22 protein-coding genes and 2 pseudogenes are annotated in these 18730 nt (G+C 42.6%); 8 read left to right on the plus strand and 16 right to left on the minus strand.

Going from position 1 to position 18730, the window contains the following annotated elements; genetic code table 11:
- Positions 1-73 precede the first annotated feature (73 nt).
- Together ettA and QUE24_RS15315 are read left to right on the plus strand one after the other, a co-directional pair.
- Positions 74-1732, plus strand: coding sequence for an energy-dependent translational throttle protein EttA (gene ettA, locus QUE24_RS15310; RefSeq protein WP_286304651.1), 1659 nt, complete (start codon positions 74-76; stop codon positions 1730-1732).
- Positions 1733-1852: 120 nt separating this feature from the next.
- Positions 1853-2233, plus strand: coding sequence for a hypothetical protein (locus tag QUE24_RS15315; protein WP_286304652.1), 381 nt, complete (start codon positions 1853-1855; stop codon positions 2231-2233).
- On the opposite strand, the gene QUE24_RS15320 is transcribed toward QUE24_RS15315, so the two are convergent.
- Positions 2230-2538: a hypothetical protein gene (locus QUE24_RS15320; RefSeq protein ID WP_286304653.1), complete on the minus strand. Its 309-nt coding sequence runs from the start codon at positions 2536-2538 to the stop codon at positions 2230-2232. The genes QUE24_RS15315 and QUE24_RS15320 overlap by 4 nt on opposite strands.
- 135 nt (positions 2539-2673) lie before the next feature.
- On the opposite strand from QUE24_RS15320, the gene QUE24_RS15325 reads away from it, so the two are divergent.
- The 6 genes from QUE24_RS15325 to QUE24_RS15350 all read left to right on the plus strand — a co-directional run bounded on the left by QUE24_RS15325 (position 2674) and on the right by QUE24_RS15350 (position 7345).
- Complete coding sequence (locus QUE24_RS15325; protein WP_286304654.1) at positions 2674-3039, plus strand: sirohydrochlorin chelatase; 366 nt, start codon at positions 2674-2676, stop codon at positions 3037-3039.
- Positions 3040-3104: 65 nt separating this feature from the next.
- Complete coding sequence (locus tag QUE24_RS15330; RefSeq protein ID WP_286304655.1) at positions 3105-3842, plus strand: DUF5020 family protein; 738 nt, start codon at positions 3105-3107, stop codon at positions 3840-3842.
- Between the two features lie 13 nt (positions 3843-3855).
- Positions 3856-5598: a sensor histidine kinase gene (locus tag QUE24_RS15335; RefSeq protein ID WP_286304656.1), complete on the plus strand. Its 1743-nt coding sequence runs from the start codon at positions 3856-3858 to the stop codon at positions 5596-5598.
- 8 nt (positions 5599-5606) lie between these two features.
- Complete coding sequence (locus QUE24_RS15340; protein WP_286304657.1) at positions 5607-5939, plus strand: response regulator; 333 nt, start codon at positions 5607-5609, stop codon at positions 5937-5939.
- Between the two features lie 89 nt (positions 5940-6028).
- Positions 6029-6394, plus strand: coding sequence for an Hpt domain-containing protein (locus QUE24_RS15345; RefSeq protein WP_286304658.1), 366 nt, complete (start codon positions 6029-6031; stop codon positions 6392-6394).
- Between the two features lie 42 nt (positions 6395-6436).
- Complete coding sequence (locus tag QUE24_RS15350; RefSeq protein WP_286304659.1) at positions 6437-7345, plus strand: GGDEF domain-containing response regulator; 909 nt, start codon at positions 6437-6439, stop codon at positions 7343-7345.
- Here the strand turns inward: QUE24_RS15350 and QUE24_RS15355 are convergent.
- The 15 genes and pseudogenes from QUE24_RS15355 to QUE24_RS15425 all read right to left on the minus strand — a co-directional run bounded on the left by QUE24_RS15355 (position 7342) and on the right by QUE24_RS15425 (position 18713).
- Positions 7342-7947 (minus strand): arylesterase, encoded by a 606-nt coding sequence (locus QUE24_RS15355; protein WP_286304660.1) that lies wholly within the window; start codon positions 7945-7947, stop codon positions 7342-7344. The two genes, QUE24_RS15350 and QUE24_RS15355, sit on opposite strands and share 4 nt — an antisense overlap.
- A 4-nt stretch (positions 7948-7951) precedes the next feature.
- Positions 7952-8724, minus strand: a pseudogene (locus tag QUE24_RS15360) (TatD family hydrolase).
- Between the two features lie 48 nt (positions 8725-8772).
- Positions 8773-9126 (minus strand): PilZ domain-containing protein, encoded by a 354-nt coding sequence (locus QUE24_RS15365; protein WP_286304661.1) that lies wholly within the window; start codon positions 9124-9126, stop codon positions 8773-8775.
- A 12-nt stretch (positions 9127-9138) separates the two neighbouring features.
- Positions 9139-10107 (minus strand): DNA polymerase III delta subunit-related protein, encoded by a 969-nt coding sequence (locus QUE24_RS15370; RefSeq protein ID WP_286304662.1) that lies wholly within the window; start codon positions 10105-10107, stop codon positions 9139-9141.
- Positions 10104-10733, minus strand: a complete 630-nt coding sequence (gene tmk / locus QUE24_RS15375; protein ID WP_286304663.1) for a dTMP kinase — start codon at positions 10731-10733, stop codon at positions 10104-10106. The genes QUE24_RS15370 and tmk overlap by 4 nt, the downstream gene beginning before the upstream one ends.
- A complete protein-coding gene (gene mltG, locus QUE24_RS15380; RefSeq protein WP_286304664.1) occupies positions 10730-11743 on the minus strand; it encodes an endolytic transglycosylase MltG in 1014 nt (337 codons plus the stop codon). The genes tmk and mltG overlap by 4 nt, the downstream gene beginning before the upstream one ends.
- Before the next feature lies 1 nt (position 11744).
- A complete protein-coding gene (gene pabC, locus QUE24_RS15385) occupies positions 11745-12575 on the minus strand; it encodes an aminodeoxychorismate lyase (RefSeq protein WP_286304665.1) in 831 nt (276 codons plus the stop codon).
- A 1-nt stretch (position 12576) separates the two neighbouring features.
- The gene (gene fabF, locus QUE24_RS15390) at positions 12577-13818 is read right to left on the minus strand and encodes a beta-ketoacyl-ACP synthase II (RefSeq protein WP_286304666.1); all 1242 of its coding nucleotides are present in this window, start codon (positions 13816-13818) and stop codon (positions 12577-12579) included.
- Between the two features lie 93 nt (positions 13819-13911).
- Positions 13912-14148: an acyl carrier protein gene (gene acpP, locus QUE24_RS15395; protein ID WP_007145140.1), complete on the minus strand. Its 237-nt coding sequence runs from the start codon at positions 14146-14148 to the stop codon at positions 13912-13914.
- A 141-nt stretch (positions 14149-14289) separates the two neighbouring features.
- On the minus strand, positions 14290-15033 hold the full coding sequence (gene fabG / locus QUE24_RS15400; protein ID WP_286304667.1) for a 3-oxoacyl-ACP reductase FabG: 744 nt from the start codon (positions 15031-15033) through the stop codon (positions 14290-14292).
- 1 nt (position 15034) lies between these two features.
- Positions 15035-15969: pseudogene (gene fabD / locus QUE24_RS15405) on the minus strand (ACP S-malonyltransferase).
- Positions 15970-15985: 16 nt separating this feature from the next.
- Entirely contained in the window at positions 15986-16945 is a 960-nt protein-coding gene (locus tag QUE24_RS15410) for a beta-ketoacyl-ACP synthase III (protein ID WP_286304668.1), read from the minus strand.
- Positions 16942-17961, minus strand: coding sequence for a phosphate acyltransferase PlsX (gene plsX / locus QUE24_RS15415; protein ID WP_286304669.1), 1020 nt, complete (start codon positions 17959-17961; stop codon positions 16942-16944). The genes QUE24_RS15410 and plsX overlap by 4 nt, the downstream gene beginning before the upstream one ends.
- Before the next feature lie 13 nt (positions 17962-17974).
- Positions 17975-18154: a 50S ribosomal protein L32 gene (gene rpmF / locus QUE24_RS15420; RefSeq protein ID WP_007145145.1), complete on the minus strand. Its 180-nt coding sequence runs from the start codon at positions 18152-18154 to the stop codon at positions 17975-17977.
- Between the two features lie 34 nt (positions 18155-18188).
- Positions 18189-18713 carry a YceD family protein gene (locus QUE24_RS15425; RefSeq protein WP_286304670.1) on the minus strand — a complete coding sequence of 175 codons (525 nt, stop codon included), beginning with the start codon at positions 18711-18713 and terminating at the stop codon, positions 18189-18191.
- Positions 18714-18730: the final 17 nt, after the last annotated feature.

Consider the following 18730-nt stretch of genomic DNA (forward strand, 5'->3'; position numbering starts at 1 on the left):
CCTCTCGCAATTTAAGGTCGAAATAGGTAGAATTTTCGGCTTCTTATCACGTCAAATTCTTGGAAGATTAACCATGGCTCAGTACGTATACAGTATGAATCGGGTGGGCAAAATTGTTCCGCCAAAACGAGAAATACTTAAAGATATTTCTTTATCCTTTTTCCCTGGCGCAAAAATCGGGGTGCTTGGCCTGAACGGTTCAGGTAAATCAAGTCTGCTTCGTATTATGGCGGGCATCGATCAAGATTACATTGGTGAAGCACGTCCAATGCCTGACTTGAATATCGGTTACTTACCTCAGGAACCCGAACTGGATGACAGCAAAACCGTGCGCGAAGTAGTTGAGGAAGCCGTCTCCGATGTGAAAGGTGCGCTCGATGAACTTGATGCTATTTATGCTGCCTATGCCGATCCTGATGCCGACTTTGATGCCTTAGCCAAGAAACAGGCTGAATTAGAAAATCTGATTCAGGCAAAAGATGGGCATAATCTTGAAAATGCTTTGGAACGTGCAGCTGACGCCTTACGTCTCCCAGCATGGGAGACACCTGTTTCAGTCTTATCCGGTGGTGAACGTCGTCGCGTTGCCTTATGTCGATTATTGCTCGACCATCCTGATATGCTACTTCTTGATGAGCCAACCAACCATTTAGATGCGGAATCCATTGCCTGGATTGAGCGGTTCTTACAGGAATACCCTGGCACCGTGGTTGCCATCACCCATGATCGCTACTTCCTGGATAATGCAGCAGGCTGGATTTTGGAGCTTGATCGTGGTCGTGGCATTCCATATGAAGGCAACTACTCTTCATGGTTGGAGCAAAAAGACCAGCGCTTGCAACAAGAAGCTAAAGAAGAAGCGTCTCACCAAAAAGCCATTAAGGCAGAACTGGAATGGGTCAAACAAGGGGCAAAAGGTCGTCAGACTAAATCAAAAGCCCGTCTGAAATCATTTGAAGAAATGAATTCACGTGAATTCCAGAAACGCAATGAAACACAGGAAATTTATATTCCACCCGGTCCACGCCTGGGTGATAAAGTCATTGAACTCAATAACGTGACAAAATCTTACGGTGAGAAGCTGCTCTTTGAAAACCTGAGCTTATCGATTCCAGCAGGTGCCATTGTCGGTATTATCGGTCCTAACGGGGCGGGTAAATCGACCCTCTTCCGCATGATTTCTGGTGAAGAACAACCAGACTCTGGAGAAATCGAAATTGGCAGTACCGTTGAGTTAGCCTATGTGAATCAGTCACGTGAGCTGGATGGTAAAAAAACCGTGTTTGAAGAGATTTCTGATGGTGCTGATGTGATTACCGTCGGAAATTATCAAACACCCTCTCGCGCTTATTGCGGCCGTTTCAACTTCAAAGGCTCAGATCAGCAGAAGTTTGTTAAAGATTTATCGGGTGGTGAACGTAACCGTCTGCATATGGCAAAACTGCTTAAGTCTGGTGGTAATGTGTTATTGCTTGACGAGCCCACCAATGATCTTGATGTAGAAACACTTCGTGCCCTAGAAGAAGCCATTCTTGCATTCCCTGGTTCTGCCGTCGTGATATCGCATGATCGTTGGTTCCTTGACAGAATATGTACACACATCATTGCCTATGAGGGTGACTCTTCGGTTGTCTTCTTTGAGGGGAACTATAGTGAGTATGCTGAGGATTATGCGAAACGTTTTGGCAAAGACCATCAACCTGAACGTATCAAATACCGTCGTATTGGTTAATTCATCAGGCTGCCTGTTCACACAGGCAGCCAATCTTTCTTTGTACCAGTCAACACTGAATCTTTTTTCATCCTTCGCGTGTCTATGTGTCGATGAGTAATATGTTGTGATAGATCAACCATGAAAAACGCACAAAAAGCCCGCTTAAAACTTCGTTGCCCAATTACCCTGGGTCGTCAACATGAAATCAATGTGCCATCAGGCTGGTTCGAACTGGTTTTTAACCTCTGTGCCGCTATCGAGGATGTGGCTCAAGAGATCAATAAAAAACACCGACAACGCATGTTTCTACCAAGAATAGTCTTCATCGAGGAACATCAAGGTAAAATTCTATGTGATGTCATCAATGGCACTCGTGATATCAATCACATCATCAAACAAGCGCAAATGCGGTCAACTAAATGCTGCATGATTTGCGGTGACGAAGGCTCACAATTCCGTTTGGGTAGAACGCTGGTCACACGATGTGAAAAGCATCGTTCATATGAGATGTACTATTAATTATCCCTGTGTTCCAAACAGTTTTCATAAACGGCTTTCTCAATCTGCTCTTCTGACTGCGATTCAGGGAAAGTAAAAGCCAGGTTTATCGCCAGTTCAATCTTTCTCAAAAACGCCGTATGCTTGAACTCGGAGGGCGTTGCCTGTTGCATCTCTGCTTTCGTTTTACCGTCTAATCGTTGAGCGAAATAGTCTCCGGTTAAACTTGAAATTTGCAGACACTCTTTATGTGCTTCATCTTGGGCCATGACCATGGGGGCAAACCATACAGCTAGTAACATCAGCGCGACGTTCAATTTCATCATATCCTCGCATTAAGTGACTTATCACCCTCATTGAGACTAAAAAGAAATGATTTAATTTCTTCACACAAATTTTTAGTCAGATACCCGATAATAACGGCCTAAAGAATAAAGAATAAAGAATAAAGAAGGAAAAGCATGAAAGCGTTACTCATTATTGCTCATGGCAGCCGTCGACAAGCATCAAATGATGAAGTGAAAAAGATTGCTACACAAATAAGAGAACACGGACAACATGACTTTGATATTGTCGAATCTGCTTTTTTGGAGTTGGCTTCTCCCCTTATCCCTGAGGGTATAGAACACTGTGTAAAATCAGGCGCTAAACAGATTGTTGTTTCACCTTATTTTCTAAACTCGGGCAAACATGTCACGGAAGACATTCCAGAGATCATTGCAGAAGTCAAAGCGGCGCACCCAGACATCATTATTGAGGTCACACCTCACGTAGGCTCCTCACCTATTATGCTTGATCTGATACTAAAAACAGCATCAGGCTCATAACTAACTAGGTTCAATAAAGTCTTCATCGAGTCGATAAACAATTTAATAATTGACTCGAGACGCACATGTCACACCGCTGTTTGTACCTGATCATTTTTTTATTATCGTCATCGATATCATTCGCCGAAGACAGACCTAAGTGGCGTGCCAGCAATATTCAGTTTTTATATGGTAATCAATATGAACTGGGCCCCTCATCAAGAGAGTCAATAACAATTGAACATGCGTCATCGTGGCAGTTCGGAGAGAGTTATTTTTTCACCAATGTCTTTAATCGTTCTGATACAAGTACTGAATTCTATGCAGAGTTTTATCCCCGTCTTACCTGGAAGGCCCTAACAGCACGGCCACTCCCTCTCACTCTATTTGATGATATCTCTATTGTTGCTGGTATCAATGCAGGTAATTTACCCAAATCAGACCCGTTCAAGGCTTATCTGCTGGGTGCCGGTGTCAAGTTTAAAACGTCTGTATTTGACTATCTCAAATTAGATGTTATGGCTTTTAAAGCCGAACACCTTGAAACCACTGGCATACAAGTTTCTCCAATTTGGGGAATGACTTTTGATATTGCTCAACATCGCTTTTTATTTAAAGGCTTTATTGACTGGCAAAGTGCTGAAGCGACAGGCGGGCATGCCAGTCTGTTGGCTCAACCTCAACTACTCATTGATGTCGGTCATTACTGGCAACATGACAATCAATTCTATGCAGGTATAGAGTATTCATACTGGTACAATAAATTTGGACTTGATGGTGTGATTGAGTCTGTTCCACAAGTTATGTTCTTACTTCCCTTCTAAGCTAAGGCAGAAAATGAAACAACTTTATGCTTGGATATACGTCTATCGCAGTTACCTATTAATTTTACTGATAGGCAGCATGGCCACTGCGTATTTGATGCTGCAAGAAATGCATGAAATTGATGTACAAAGAGAACAAATCGCCAGTGCCTTTATCGCAAAACACGCATCATCATTACAAAGTACATTATCAGAACGTTTATCGAGCCTGGAATCCTTAAACGCATTTGTGATTGAAAATGCACACTATAATCTGCAAGTGAAAGAAGATGAGCAACAATTCCAAAAGCGCTTCGATCGTTTTGCCAATCAGCTTCACCAATCCGTAGATGGTTTTTTGAGCTTACAACTAGCACCACAAGGTGTTATTCGTTATTTAACTGGGCCTGAAAATAACAAAAAAGCATTAGGCTATGATTTATTTAAAGATGATGCTCGGAGAGAGCAGATCATCAGTGCTATTTATTTATACGAACAAGTCATAACCGGACCAATAAACCTGATTCAAGGCGGTAGCGCTATCATCGCCCGCAAGGCCATCTTTAGTAAATTATCGCCAAATTCATCCTCCGATAGGCTTGTTGATCATCACCTGTTAGCTGACACAAACCTTAAACCAAGGAATGATTTTTGGGGCTTGGCAACGATTCTTTTTACAACGGAAAGCTTACTCAATGAAGCGGGCTTACTCGACTCAGACATGAATGGCTTTGAATTGGCGTTAAAAGGCAGGCATGGCTTGGGTGAAGATGGCGAAGTATTCTGGGGACAAGCGGCTATTTTTGATAAGCCCGATCATATATCGCCTATCCATTTTCGTTCCGGTAGTTGGCTGCTTGCAGTCAAAAATACCAGCACTTACCCCATTGCTAGAGTGCTTAACTTTGCTGCACTTGGCACGCTATTGACGATTACCTTACTTGTGGCGGTATACATGCGGCAAAGAAATCGCTCCGCCAAACAACGTGAAACAGCTAAAGATGCTTTTTTAGCCATGGTAAGTCATGAGCTTCGTTCACCGTTAAATGGTGTTATCGGTTTGACGAGTTTGTTAAATAAAACAGCGTTAGATACAGAACAACGTCAACTGGTTGAATCATTATCAATCAGCTCCAAACAACTCTCCTCTATCATTGGCGACATACTGGACTTTTCAAAAATATCAGCCGGGAAGTTAGAGCTTGACTATCAAGCCGTTAATCTAGCCAGCACTATTGAGGATTGTGTACGTATTACTACCCCACTGGCCGAGCAAAAAGATTTACCTATTACGGTGAATATCGCACCGGTTCTTATGGAACAACTCATCATGACCGATGAGATCCGTCTGAAACAGATTGTTCTTAATTTGCTCAACAATGCTGTCAAGTTTACTCAATCAGGAAGTATTAAAGTCGATATCGATGCTATTGAAAATTTTGGACAGCAACGGTTAATCATAAAAGTCACGGATACTGGCGTAGGGATGAGTGCTAAACAGATGACAGGGTTATTTGAACACTTCAATCAACTGGACCAGACGACAAACCGTAAATATGGCGGAACAGGCTTAGGACTGGCTATATCTAAAAGTCTAGCCGTGTTGATGGACGGTGATATTCATGTGCAAAGCAGCATCAATAAAGGCTCCTCTTTCACGCTCGATTTACCCCTATCGTTGGTAGAAAAAACCAGACAGAGAGTGAAACGCCCCATCTTGCTATTGAAAACAAAATTTCTCAGCTATCTATTCTTGTCGTTGACGATCTTGAAATGAACCGCTTTATGATGCAAATGATTATCAAAAAACTGGGTGGGGATGCCGCATTAGCAGAAAACGGGATTGAAGCCATTAATCTGCAAAATGAACATCACTACGATCTCATCTTTATGGATTGGCAGATGCCGGATTGTGATGGTGTTGAAGCGACCAAACGCATCAGAAAACACTTCAACAATAATAATCCCTGGATTGTGGCACTAACTGCTAATGCTTCAACGACAGATAAGCAAGAAGCAATTGAGTCGGGCATGAATGATTATCTTCTTAAACCGGTCAGTGTAGAAGATATACAGCAGGCATTTGAACGTTATTTTGCTCTAGCCGATACAGAATAAAGCGAACAATGTTACATTTAAGTTCAACAATAATTAAAAAATAATATAACCATCATTTAACACAACAATAATGTCATATAGGTAACAATATGGAGAGAGAAACCACACACGCACTATGGGACCGTGAAGGTGCTTACAACAGATTACTGAATGATGAAGCCCTACTACAAAAGATGATGCAGATGTTTTTAGATAATGTTGAAAAAGCGATGTCTGTACTGGAGTCGGCACTATCACAGAAAGACTTCGTATCCATAAAAGCCCATGCACACAAATTAAAAGGCAGTGCAGCTGCAGTAGGTGCTTTAAGAGTTGTAGATGATTGTATTGCCATTGAAGAAGCTGCTAATGCGACTGATATCGAAAGAATTGAAAGTGAGATGTCATTGTTAAAGAACGATATATCAGATATCCAGTTGACCATGACTGATTACCTCAACCACAATACCACCTAGATATATAACCATCTTGTAACTGACAACCACAAGGTCTAATTGATGAAAGTCTTAATTGCTGATGATGATGAAGTGAGTCGTCTCACACTCTCTTCCCTACTTAAAGGTTATGGCTGTGAGTTACACGTTACCAAAGACGGTCACGAGGCCATGGCTGTCATCAATCAAACTGAAGCACCTGAATTAATCTTTCTCGACTGGAATATGCCAGGTATTAATGGCGTTGAGATTACCAGCCTAATTCGTCAAAACCTGATCGACTCTCCTCCTTACGTTATTATTGTTTCTTCAAACAATAAAAAAGAACAGATTATTGAAGCCTTGGCTGCAGGCGCGGATGACTTTATCACCAAACCCATCGATGGCCTCTTTTTAAAAGCAAAATATGCTGTAGCCGAGCGCATTCTGCGAGTGCAGGATCGCTTAATCAATACAAACAAAATGCTTGAAAAACTTGCGTATTATGATGAACTAACCGGTGTAATGAACCGTCGTGCTGGCTTCGTTGCTGTAGATATTGAGATAGAACGGTGTATTAGAAAGAACGAATTTCTGGCAGTGGCTTTACTTGATATTGATCATTTCAAACACATTAACGACTACTTCGGCCACCCGGAAGGCGATAAAGTGCTTAAACAATTAAGTAAACACGTTCAACAAACTTTACGTCCATATGATGTATTGTGTCGCTATGGTGGAGAAGAGTTTCTTATCGCTGCCTGTTTAAAGAAACGTGATGAAAGTGAGCTGCTTTTTGAACGAATCCGATCTACTGTTGAAAAGATGGATATGGAATTCAATCAAGCTATCGATGTGACAACGAGCATTGGCGTTTGTATTCACCAGCCAAGTCAGCACTCTAAGGTTGCTAATCTTATTAAACAAGCAGACGAAGCCCTTTATGAGGCGAAAGGCGCTGGGCGTAATAAGATTGTTACCGTTCAGAATTAATCAATCCAGAGGGCGAGTTGCTCTGCAATCTTTTTATAACCGATGGCATTAGGATGAATCGGATCCGATTTCCATTCTATTTCAGCTTCAACCTTTGCGATGATGCTGTCTTCAATGGCAACGCCCTTAGCTTCAGCTACACGTTGGTAGACTGGTGAAGCTTGCATCAATAACCCCGGTTTAGGCACCGAGACTAAAAGTACATCAGCACCACTTTGCTGGATGAGATCAACCATCTTGCCCAGGTTTGATTCCAGTTCGCCTACATTCAGCTTTCTCAATAAGTCATTGCCACCATGACATAAAATCACCAGTTGAGGATGATGTTTATTTAACAATTCAGGCAATCGCTCCAGTGCCTTCTCACTTATCTCACCGGGCACACCAGCGTTAATAACGGTTCGACCAGTAAGCTTTGCAAGTTGAGCAGGATAACTTTGTTCAGGGTTAGCGCCAGTGCCAAACGTCAGGCTATCACCAAACGCTAATATGACAGCGGAATCGGTGAGTTCAAATTTCTGTTTTTCATCTGAACAAGCTTGAAGGAATACAAGCGCGATGATTAATAAAAGAAATGTCCATTTTCTATTTATCTGTCTCATACTCTTAAGCTGCCACTGTAGGAAATAAGCGTCTAAAATTCTGACTGGTGACAGCAGCAATATTTTCAACCGTATCACCACGTAACTCAGCTAAAAACTCGGCCACATGTTTTACAAAAACCGGCTTATTGGTTTTCCCGCGGTGTGGCACTGGTGCCAGATACGGTGCGTCAGTCTCTATCAATACTCTGTCTAATGGCAATTTTTTAGCGACTTCCTGTAACTCTTTCGCACTTTTAAAGGTCACAATGCCTGATAGCGAAATATAAAAACCAATATCCAGTGCTCGCTGAGCCGTTTCCCAATTTTCAGTGAAACAATGAATAATGCCGCCGGCATCTCTTGCATTTTCATTTTCAAGTATCGTCATCGTATCTTCGCGTGCTTCACGCGTGTGAATGATTAAGGGTTTCTTCGTTTGTTTACCCGCTTCAATATGCACACGAAAACGATCACGTTGCCAGGCAAGATCACCTTCACTACGAAAATAGTCGAGACCGGTTTCACCGATAGCAATAACTTTAGGATGATTAGCTTCTACTACCAATGTATCCACAGAATATTGCTCATCTGCTTCGACATTAGGATGAATCCCTACACTAGCACTGACATTAGGGTAACGATCAGCAATGTTTTTTACATCCAGCGAGCTTTTTTATCGATAGCGATACAGAGAATATGATCTATTCCCTGACTTTCTGCCTCGGAAACCATAGCATCTATGCCGCCCTCTTCATCGGCAAGCAAATTGAGGTGACAATGTGAATCTATATACATAAACAATAACAACTTGAAATAGGGGAATGGAAGCCGTTAAGAATAGGCTTACATGGTATAAGTGGCTTTATCTGATTTAAGCTTATCGACTAAATAGTTTTCAATCTTACCTCTGACAACAGCAGCACTCCCGTCAATATCACTGAAATGGACACCAATACCGGCTGCCTGATTACCTTGAGCACCACGTGGTGTTATCCAGACGATAGTTCCCGCCACCGGTAACTTTTCTGCCTCATCCATCAGTGACAAAAGAATAAATACCTCTTCACCGAGCTGATAGCTTTTGGTTGTGGGAATAAACAAACCACCATTTTTTACATAAGGCATATAAGAGTGATACAGCATATTCTGATCGGTAATTTTCAGTGACAAAATGCCTTTTCTTGGATTAGAAGCCATTGTATTACCTGTTTATTGTTGATGCTGCTGAATCTGACGTGCATGTTGCATAATCGACACCATCAAATCTTCTAAAAGTAAGGTTTTATTTAGGTTATTCTGAGAGGATAGTAACTTCATTGTATGGATGATGCAATCTGAAATAGCCCAATAATGCTTGAGGAGATGGGATTCTAGCTGCTCTTTTCCATCTAACAGTGAAGCCAGTTTGGTTTGTATCATGGCTTGTAATTGATGTAACACAGAAATCAGATCAAACGCTTGCCATTGAGAGGCGAGTTGCACAGGATTGGCTTCAGCACGCATTAATGCTGCCATACCTCGAAAAACCTGTTTGCTCTGCTCAATCCCTTCTTCACCTATATCTAGTGCAGCTACTGGCCCACCATGAGCCAGTTTCAGCACAGTCTCAATCTCCTGCTGATTCCAGTCGGATTGGCTCTGTAACCATTCAGCAGCCAGAGCATATTCTGGTCGTGAGATAGTAATCGTTTGACAACGGCTTTTTATCGTTATTGGAAGTCTGTGGAGCGAGCTGGCCACCAGAATTAGGATGGTATTATCCTGCGGTTCCTCAAGCAGCTTTAACAAACTGTTAAAAGCATTGGTATTCATATGATCTGCTTGCTGGATAATAACAGTTTTAGCTGGAGAAACCTTAGGCATTAAGGACTGTAAATCTTTCAGCTGCCGGATTTGATCGACTTTTATCTGCTTACCGGCCTCCTCTGGCTTTAGAACAGTATGATCTGGATGACTTTCTGCTGAAAATAACTGACAGCTATGACAAGTATTGCAGCTCTCAAAGTCCTCCGTCGGATTTAGACATAACAGACTTTTAGTCAGCTTGTTGGCAAGCACATCATTGTCTAGTCCATAGATTCCGTTTAGCAAAAGAGCATGAGGCATTCGTTTAGACTGATAAAGTGAAACAATATGTTGCCAAGCAAGCTGATGCCAGGGATATAGCTCTGTTTTCATACTTTTTTCAGTAATTTATCAAGTATGTTAGAAACTTGCTGTTCAATAGCCGTAATAGACTTCTCTGCATCGATAATCTGAATACGTTCAGGCTCAGCGGCTGCACGTTCAAGATAACAATGACGAATTTTCTCAAAAAAGTCAGTTTTTTCTTGCTCAAACCGATCTTTCTGCAACAATCTCTGGTTAACACGTTGCTGCCCCACATCGACAGGCAAATCAAAGAGTAACGTTAAATCGGTTTTCAGACCTGCCAGCGTCCACTCAGACAGAGCGGCAATGCGTTCTTCATGAATACCTCGTCCCGCCCCCTGATATGCAAACGTTGCATCAACAAAGCGGTCACATACGACCCACTTTCCTTCTGATAAAGCAGGAAGAATGACCTGATTAATATGCTGAGCACGTGCAGCAAACATAAGTAATAATTCTGTATCATCACTCATCCGCTCTTCTCGTGGTTTGAGTAATAACTCACGAATTTCTTCAGCCAGTGGTGTACCACCGGGTTCGCGTGTGACGACGACAGTTTGATTGAACCGCTCTAAATAGGTTTTGATAAACTGGATTTGCGTTGACTTGCCAGCACCTTCAATACCTTCAATACTGATAAATTTACCGATCATTGTTTATTCAATTGATACTTTCTTACCGCTTTATTGTGGTCGGCCAGATTGGATGAAAAGATATGTCTGCCATCTATACCCGTTGCTACAAAGTATAAGCTGTTACCTTTAGCTGGATGAAGTGCAGCGTTGATTGATTCTCTACTTGGTAAACAAATAGGGGTCGGTGGTAAACCACTACGTGTGTATGTATTGTAGGGAGTGTCAGTTCTCAGATCTTTCTTACGTAAATTACCATCAAAGTTTTTCCTGATGCCATAAATCACAGTTGGATCTGTTTGTAGCCGCATGCCTTTTTCTAGTCTGCGCACAAATACACCAGCAATTTCTGGTCGCTCATCAGCCACGGCGGTTTCTTTTTCGATAATAGACGCCATGATCAACACCTCATAAGGTGATTCATATGGAAGGTCCTTAGCACGATATTCCCATGCTTGTTTTAAGACCGTCTGCATCTGTTCGTATGCACGTTTCAAAAATTCAATATCGGTGGTACCAGTAGGAAAATGATATGTTTCAGGAAGAAACCAACCCTCACCTACTACATCTGGTTTGCCTAAGGCTTTCATGACCTCACTTAGCTCCGCCTTTTCTATGGTGTGTTTGATTTTTGGATGAGCGGCTACTACATCAATAAGTGACTGTGCTGTCATTCCCTCAACGATGGTCAGTGAGTTCATTATCACTTTGCCAGAGACGAGTTTATTCATGACTTCTGGCAAGGTATCACTCGGGGACAACTCATATTCACCTGCTTTAATCTTGCTGGCTAAGTCATTGACTCTTCCATAAATTCGCAAGTGTATCGGCGTGATTGGAGTAATATTTTGCTCGTATAATTGCTGACTGACACGCTTAAGATTACTACCCGGTTCGACAACAAATGCTACCGGCTCAGCAATGGAAAGCGGTGTGGTCATAAAACGGTTGTATTGGATAACAATATAGGTACAGATGACAGCAGCTAACAACGCCGGCATGAGAGTTTTTAATAAAATCGTATTCTTCATATCAATTGTCAGTAGTGCTCAATGCCTTTTGCAAACGTTGTGTTATAGTGCCGTGAGACCATGTTTTATTGGTTCCGCTCAGTGCAGTGACTGGCCATATGTTAATCAGACTGTTTGTGAGGAAGACTTCATCCGCTTGGTACAAATCATCCATGTTTAAGGTCGTTATTTCAGTGGGCATATTTAAAACTGAGGCAAGTTCTATTACTCGCTGACGCATAATCCCTTCTATCCCGCTCTCATTCAGATTCGGTGTCAATAAATGTTCATCTTTGACCAGAAACAGATTACTCATTGTCCCTTCAACAAGCCGGTCTTGGTAGTCTAACATCAAGCCTTCTGCAATCGCGTCAGTAGACCATTCATTACGCGCTAGCACTTGTTCAAGACGGTTCAAATGCTTTATGCCAGCCAATAGTGGATTCGAAGAAAGTCGTATTGAACAGAGTTGAACTGTGACGCCTTCGGAATAATGAGTGGGATAGTCTGGTAAAGGATGACTGGCAATAATACGTTGGGGCAATGCATCCAGAGGCGGTTTATAGCCGCGCCCACCGCTACCACGAGTAATCATGATTTTTATCACAGCATCTTCTGCTGTCTGCGCACAAAGTGTGACTAACTCATGCTGAAGTAATGCTAAATCAGTGAAGTCGATTTGTAAGCGATTGCACCCGCGAAGTAATCGTTCAATATGGGCATCGAGGTATTCTAGTTTTCCATGTCGAAAAGGGATAGTTTCAAACAGACCGTCGCCGTATTGAAGGCCACGGTCTGCTACTGAAAGCGTTGTTGCCGGTTGACCATTTATCAGAATCACCGGTTCACTCAACTTAACTTAACTTTTTGAATATTACAGTACCGTTCGTACCGCCAAAACCAAATGAGTTAGACATGGCGACATCAATTTTCATTTGTCGTGCAGTGTTAGGTACGTAATCGAGGTCACAACTTTCATCCTGATTATCAAGGTTAATTGTTGGTGGTGCAACTTGGTCACGTATTGCAAGTAAGCTAAATACCGCTTCTACGCCACCTGCAGCACCCAATAGGTGGCCAATCATCGATTTAGTTGAACTTATCGCTACGTTGTTTGCCGCATCACCTAATGCTTTTTTGATGGCTTGTGTCTCAGCGGCATCACCTGCAGGAGTCGATGTGCCATGTGCATTGATATAATCGATTGCTTCAGGATTTAAACCTGCATCCTTGATCGCATTGACCATACAGCGTGCAGCGCCTTCTCCGCCTTCAGAAGGTGATGTCATATGATACGCGTCACTGCTCATGCCTGAACCAACAAGTTCAGCATAGATAGTGGCACCACGCTTCACTGCATGTTCATACTCTTCCAGGACAATGACACCCGCACCATCACCTAATACAAAACCATCACGGTCTTTATCCCACGGACGACTAGCCGCTGCAGGATCATCATTTCGCGTTGACAATGCACGTGCTGCGGCGAAGCCACCAAGACCGGTTTTCGATGTGGCCATTTCTGCGCCACCGGCAATCATGACATCGGCATCACCATATTGAATCATGCGTCCCGCAGCAGAGATACAGTGTGTACCCGTTGAGCAAGCTGTTACGATAGCCGTATTAGGCCCTTTCATTCCATACATGATGGATAAATTGCCCGATATCATATTAATGATATTACTCGGTACAAAGAAAGGTGAGATTTTACGAGGTCCACCATTCAAATAACTGTCGTAACCTGCTTCGATACCGGGTAAGCCGCCAATACCTGAACCAATAGCAACACCAATTCTTTCTGCATTTTCATCGGTAATAACCAGTCCAGCGTCTTCAATAGCTTCTTTGGCTGCTGCGATACCGTAATGAATGAAGGTATCCATTTTTTTGGCGTCTTTTTTAGGAATGACTGATGTGACGTCAAAATTTTTCACGCTCGCACCAAAGCGAACAGTAAAATCTGAAACATCAAACAACGTCAGCGGTGCTACACCACTTTTTCCTGCAACAATATTTTCCCAGCTTTCTTTTACTGTCAGCCCGACTGGCGTAACAGCTCCAAGACCAGTAACGACAACGCGTCTTTTCGACATCAGGTTTTCCCCTTAAACCTACAGGTATACATGACATAGCCGCCTAGCATGTTCTCACACACTAGACGGCTATCATAAGCGCTTTTAATTATATTAAGACTGATGTGCGTTAATATAAGAAACGGCTTCTTTAACTGTAGTGATTTTCTCAGCTTCTTCGTCTGGGATTTCACATTCGAAAGCTTCTTCCAAAGCCATAACCAACTCTACTGTATCCAGAGAGTCTGCGCCCAGGTCGTCGATAAATGAAGCATCCGCAGTTACTTCATCAGCGTTGACACCTAATTGTTCAACAACAATTTCTTTTACGCGAGCTTCGATATCACTCATAACTAATATTTCCTTTGGTGGTTAATACATCAAACAATGTGCAGGCATTTTATAGTGCCTGCACCATTGAGACAAGCTAAATGGCATTCATCTAACTTGACTCATAATTAAATTACTTAATTAATAGTCAGTTACAGACTATTAGCTCATATACATGCCGCCATTAACGTGCAATGTTTCTCCCGTCACATATCCAGCATGGGTACTGGCAAGATAACTCACCGCAGCGGCAATCTCCTCAGGTAACCCCAATCGCTTCAATGGGACTTGCTCAAGCAGCGCAGTCTTGTGAGCTTCTGGCAAAGAACTTGTCATATCGGTATCGATAAAGCCAGGAGCAACAGTATTGACCGTAATGCCGCGGGCACCCACTTCGCGAGCTAGAGACTTGCTGAAGCCGATTACACCAGCTTTTGCCGCTGCATAGTTAGTCTGGCCAGCATTGCCCATTGCACCCACTACAGACGTGATCGTAATAATTCTACCCCAGCGCGCTTTAGTCATCGCTCTTAGGCAACGTTTACTAAGCTTATAAATCGGAGTGAGGTTTGTATTAATGATGTCATCCCACTCATCATCTTTCATACGCATTAATAAGTTGTCACGTGTGATGCCAGCATTATTAACCAGAATTTCCGGCGCACCAAACTCAGACTCAATCGTCGAGACAACATTATCAATAGCATCAGCATCGGTGACATTAAGAACGATACCACGGCCTTGAATGTTGGCTTCTTTTAGAAAGTCTGAAATAGTCACGGCACCATTTTCAGATGTTGCTGTACCGATAACAGTTGCACCTTGCTCCCCCAAACTGATCGCAATCGCCTTACCAATGCCGCGTGTAGCTCCAGTGACCAGAGCAATTTTTCCATCTAAGCTCATTTTATTCTCCTAATGCTTGTTGTGCTTTCTCAAGCGTGGTCAAATCAAATAATGGCACTGCGTTAACTGATTTATCGATACGCTTTGTTAAGCCTGCTAAGACTTTTCCAGGACCACACTCAACAAGTTGACTCACATTTTCTGCTGCAAACCACTGCACTGTTTCCACCCAACGGACAGGACTGTATAACTGCTGAGCTAAAAGCGATTTAACAGACACCACATCGTCTGCTGCAGTTACGCTTGCATTGTGGATAACAGGCGTTGTTGGCATATGGATTGAAATTTCATCAAGTTTTTGAGCTAATTGCTCAGCCGCCGGGCGCATTAATGCACAGTGTGATGGCACGCTTACAGGCAGTATTAAGGCGCGCTTTGCACCTTTCTCTGTTGCTATTTCAGTGGCTTTTTTACCGCAGCTGTCGAACCAGCAATGACAACCTGACCAGGCGAGTTAAAATTTACAGCCTCAACAACACCGATAATGGATGCTTCGCTGCAGACATCACGTACGATATCATCTGACAGACCAAGAATCGCAGCCATAGCACCTTCACCAGCAGGGACAGCTTGCTGCATATATTGACCACGTAATTCAACCAATTTGACAGCGTCACTAAAATCGATAGCTTCTGCAGCGACAAGCGCTGTATATTCACCAAGACTGTGACCAGCAAAATAATCTGGCTTGATAGCAGAAACTGATTGCCATACACGCCACATGGCAATACCTGCTGTTAACATGGCAGGTTGAGTACGGTCTGTCTGGTTTAACGATTCTTCAGGACCATTTGAAACTAAATCCCATAGATCATAATTAAGTGCATCAGATGCTTGCTGGAATGTTTCTTTAACGATGTCATGTTCAGTAGCTATCTCAGATAACATACCGATTGATTGAGATCCCTGACCGGGAAAAACAAAAGCTGATTTCATTCATTACCCCTGAATATCAGTACTGAATAAGGGCTGAACCCCATGTGAATCCGCCACCAAAGGCTTCAAACAATAAAGTCTCACCACGTTTTATGCGACCATCACGTACCGCTACATCAAGCGCCAACGGTATTGATGCCGCTGAAGTATTACCATGTTTATCTACAGTAACCACAACGTGATCCATAGACATCTGTAGCTTTCGTGCTGTAGCCGCGATAATTCGAATATTAGCTTGATGGGGAATTAACCAATCGATATCGCTTTTATCAAGCTGATTAGCCTCCAGTGTTTCATCAACAATACTACTGAGCGTTTTGACGGCAACCTTGAATACTTCATTACCCTGCATATCGATATATGGAGATTCATCAGTCACTACGGAACCGGGACCCGTTGGGACTTGTAACAAACGATTGAAACTGCCATCTGAATGGATATGTGTTGAAATAATACCATGCTGTTCTGAGGCTTGAAGCACTACCGCTCCTGCCCCATCACCAAATAGCACACATGTATTTCTGTCAGTCCAATCGATGATGCGTGAAATAGTTTCAGCACCAACAACAAGCACATTCTTAACACCGCCAGATTTGATGAATTTATCGGCCACAGTCAGCGCATAAACAAAACCGGTACATACAGCTTGAATATCAAAGGCAGGACAGCCAGCGATGTTAAGTTTGGCTTGTAATAATGAGGCAGTACTTGGAAATATTTGTGTCGGTGTCGTCGTCGCCACAATAATCAGATCAATGTCATCATTGTTGATTCCAGCCGCTTCAATTGCTTTTAAAGACGCTTGATAAGCCAGATCTGTGGTTGTTTCATTCTCTGCAGCAATGTGACGCTCTTTGATTCCCGTCCGTTCTTTAATCCATTGATCACTGGTTTCTACCATTGACTCAAGATCATGATTGCTGAGTACTTTTTCTGGCAGATAGCTACCTGTACCCGCTATACGAGAATACATCACAATACTTGTCCTTCCAGTAACACTTCCAAGTGTTTTGTTATATTTTTAGGTACGTCCTGGGCGGCTTCTACAATAGCAATGTTAATGGCATTAGCGAACGCAAACTCATCTGCGCCACCGTGACTTTTAATCACGATACCTTGTAAGCCAATTAAATTCGCACCATTGTATGCACGCGGATCTAACTCGTTACGGAAATGTTTTAATACTGGTGAGGCAATTAATCCGGCCAATTTCGTCAACCAGTTTCGGGTAAATGATTGTCGCAAGTAATGACGAATCATATGAACAACGCCTTCACTCGTTTTCAACGCCACATTGCCGACAAAACCGTCACAAACAAGCACATCTGCTTCACCATGGTATAAACCATCACCTTCAACGTAACCGATGTAGTTAAGATCCGTTTGCTCTAGCAGCCGAGAGGCTTCTTTTACCCGCTCATTACCTTTGATTTCTTCTGAACCAATATTAAGTAAGCCAACCTTGGGTTTATCTTTACCATCAACCAATTCAGCAAGAACAGAGCCCATTAAAGCAAACTGAACCAGGTGTGCAGCACTTGAATCAACATTAGCCCCTAGATCCAGAACATAGGTATGCCCTTTCATCGTTGGCAAAGCTGAAACAATAGCGGGTCTTTCGATACCTGGTAATGTTTTTAAAACAAATCTGGCTGTAGCCATCAAGGCACCAGTATTACCGGCACTGACACAAGCAGCAGCTTGACCTTCTTTGACTAAGTTAATAGCCACTCGCATTGAGGAATCTTTCTTTCCGCGTAGTGCTTGGGAGGGTAATTCATCCATCTCTACCTGCTGAGAAGCATGATGGACAATTAATCTTGGTTCGTTATCAACACCATTTTTTTGAAGGTGTGAATGAATAGTTTCTTCATCACCAACAAGAATTAATGTGACATCTGGATGTTTTTTTAATGCTGATATGGCAGCGGGGATCACGACTTGAGGTCCGTGATCCCCGCCCATTGCATCAATTGATATCGTCAGGCTCAATTGTGTTTATGCCTTATTCGCTTTTATCCGCAACGACTTTACGACCACGGTAGTAGCCATCAGCTGATACGTGATGACGACGGTGTAACTCACCTGATGTAGAATCAACAGATAATGTTGTTTCTGTTAACGCATCATGTGAACGACGCATTCCACGACGTGATGCACTTTTTTTGTTTTGTTGAACAGCCATGACTAAAACTCCTAAGCCTTTTAAAAATTCAAAATTATTTTTTTGATTTCAATGCAGATAACACTGCAAACGGAGATGCCTGTTTTTCAGGTGTCTCCTCTATCTCTTCATCCCCAGATTGCCAGACTTCTTTCGGCAGACAATCAAAATCATGTTTAGGCACCAGGGGAAGTGCCAAGATTAATTCATCTTCAACCACGTCAGCAGGGTTCACAAACTCTGTTTCGTCAATTATCCAAGGCTCATACTGCTCTGATAATCGGCTAACAAGACGTTCATGCTTTACCAAACCTAACAGCGTATTGACTTCTACAGGGTAGAGTAACTCTTCCATACACCGCTCACAGGTCAGTGATAGTGTCGTCACAAAGTTACCTTGCATGTAGGGTGTGCCGGTTTGGTCAATATCAAATCGCATTTTGATTTTGACTGTACCTGAGTCACTAAATAAAGATGGCTTCAAACGTGACAGTTCTGTCAGTTCAATTTCACCTTCAAGTTCCCGTCCATTATGAGAAAATCGAAACGGATCAATTTCTTTTGGTAATTGCTGGCGCATAATCGACGGGATTATAT

This window comes from Methylophaga marina (assembly GCF_030296755.1).
Classification (GTDB): domain Bacteria; phylum Pseudomonadota; class Gammaproteobacteria; order Nitrosococcales; family Methylophagaceae; genus Methylophaga; species Methylophaga marina.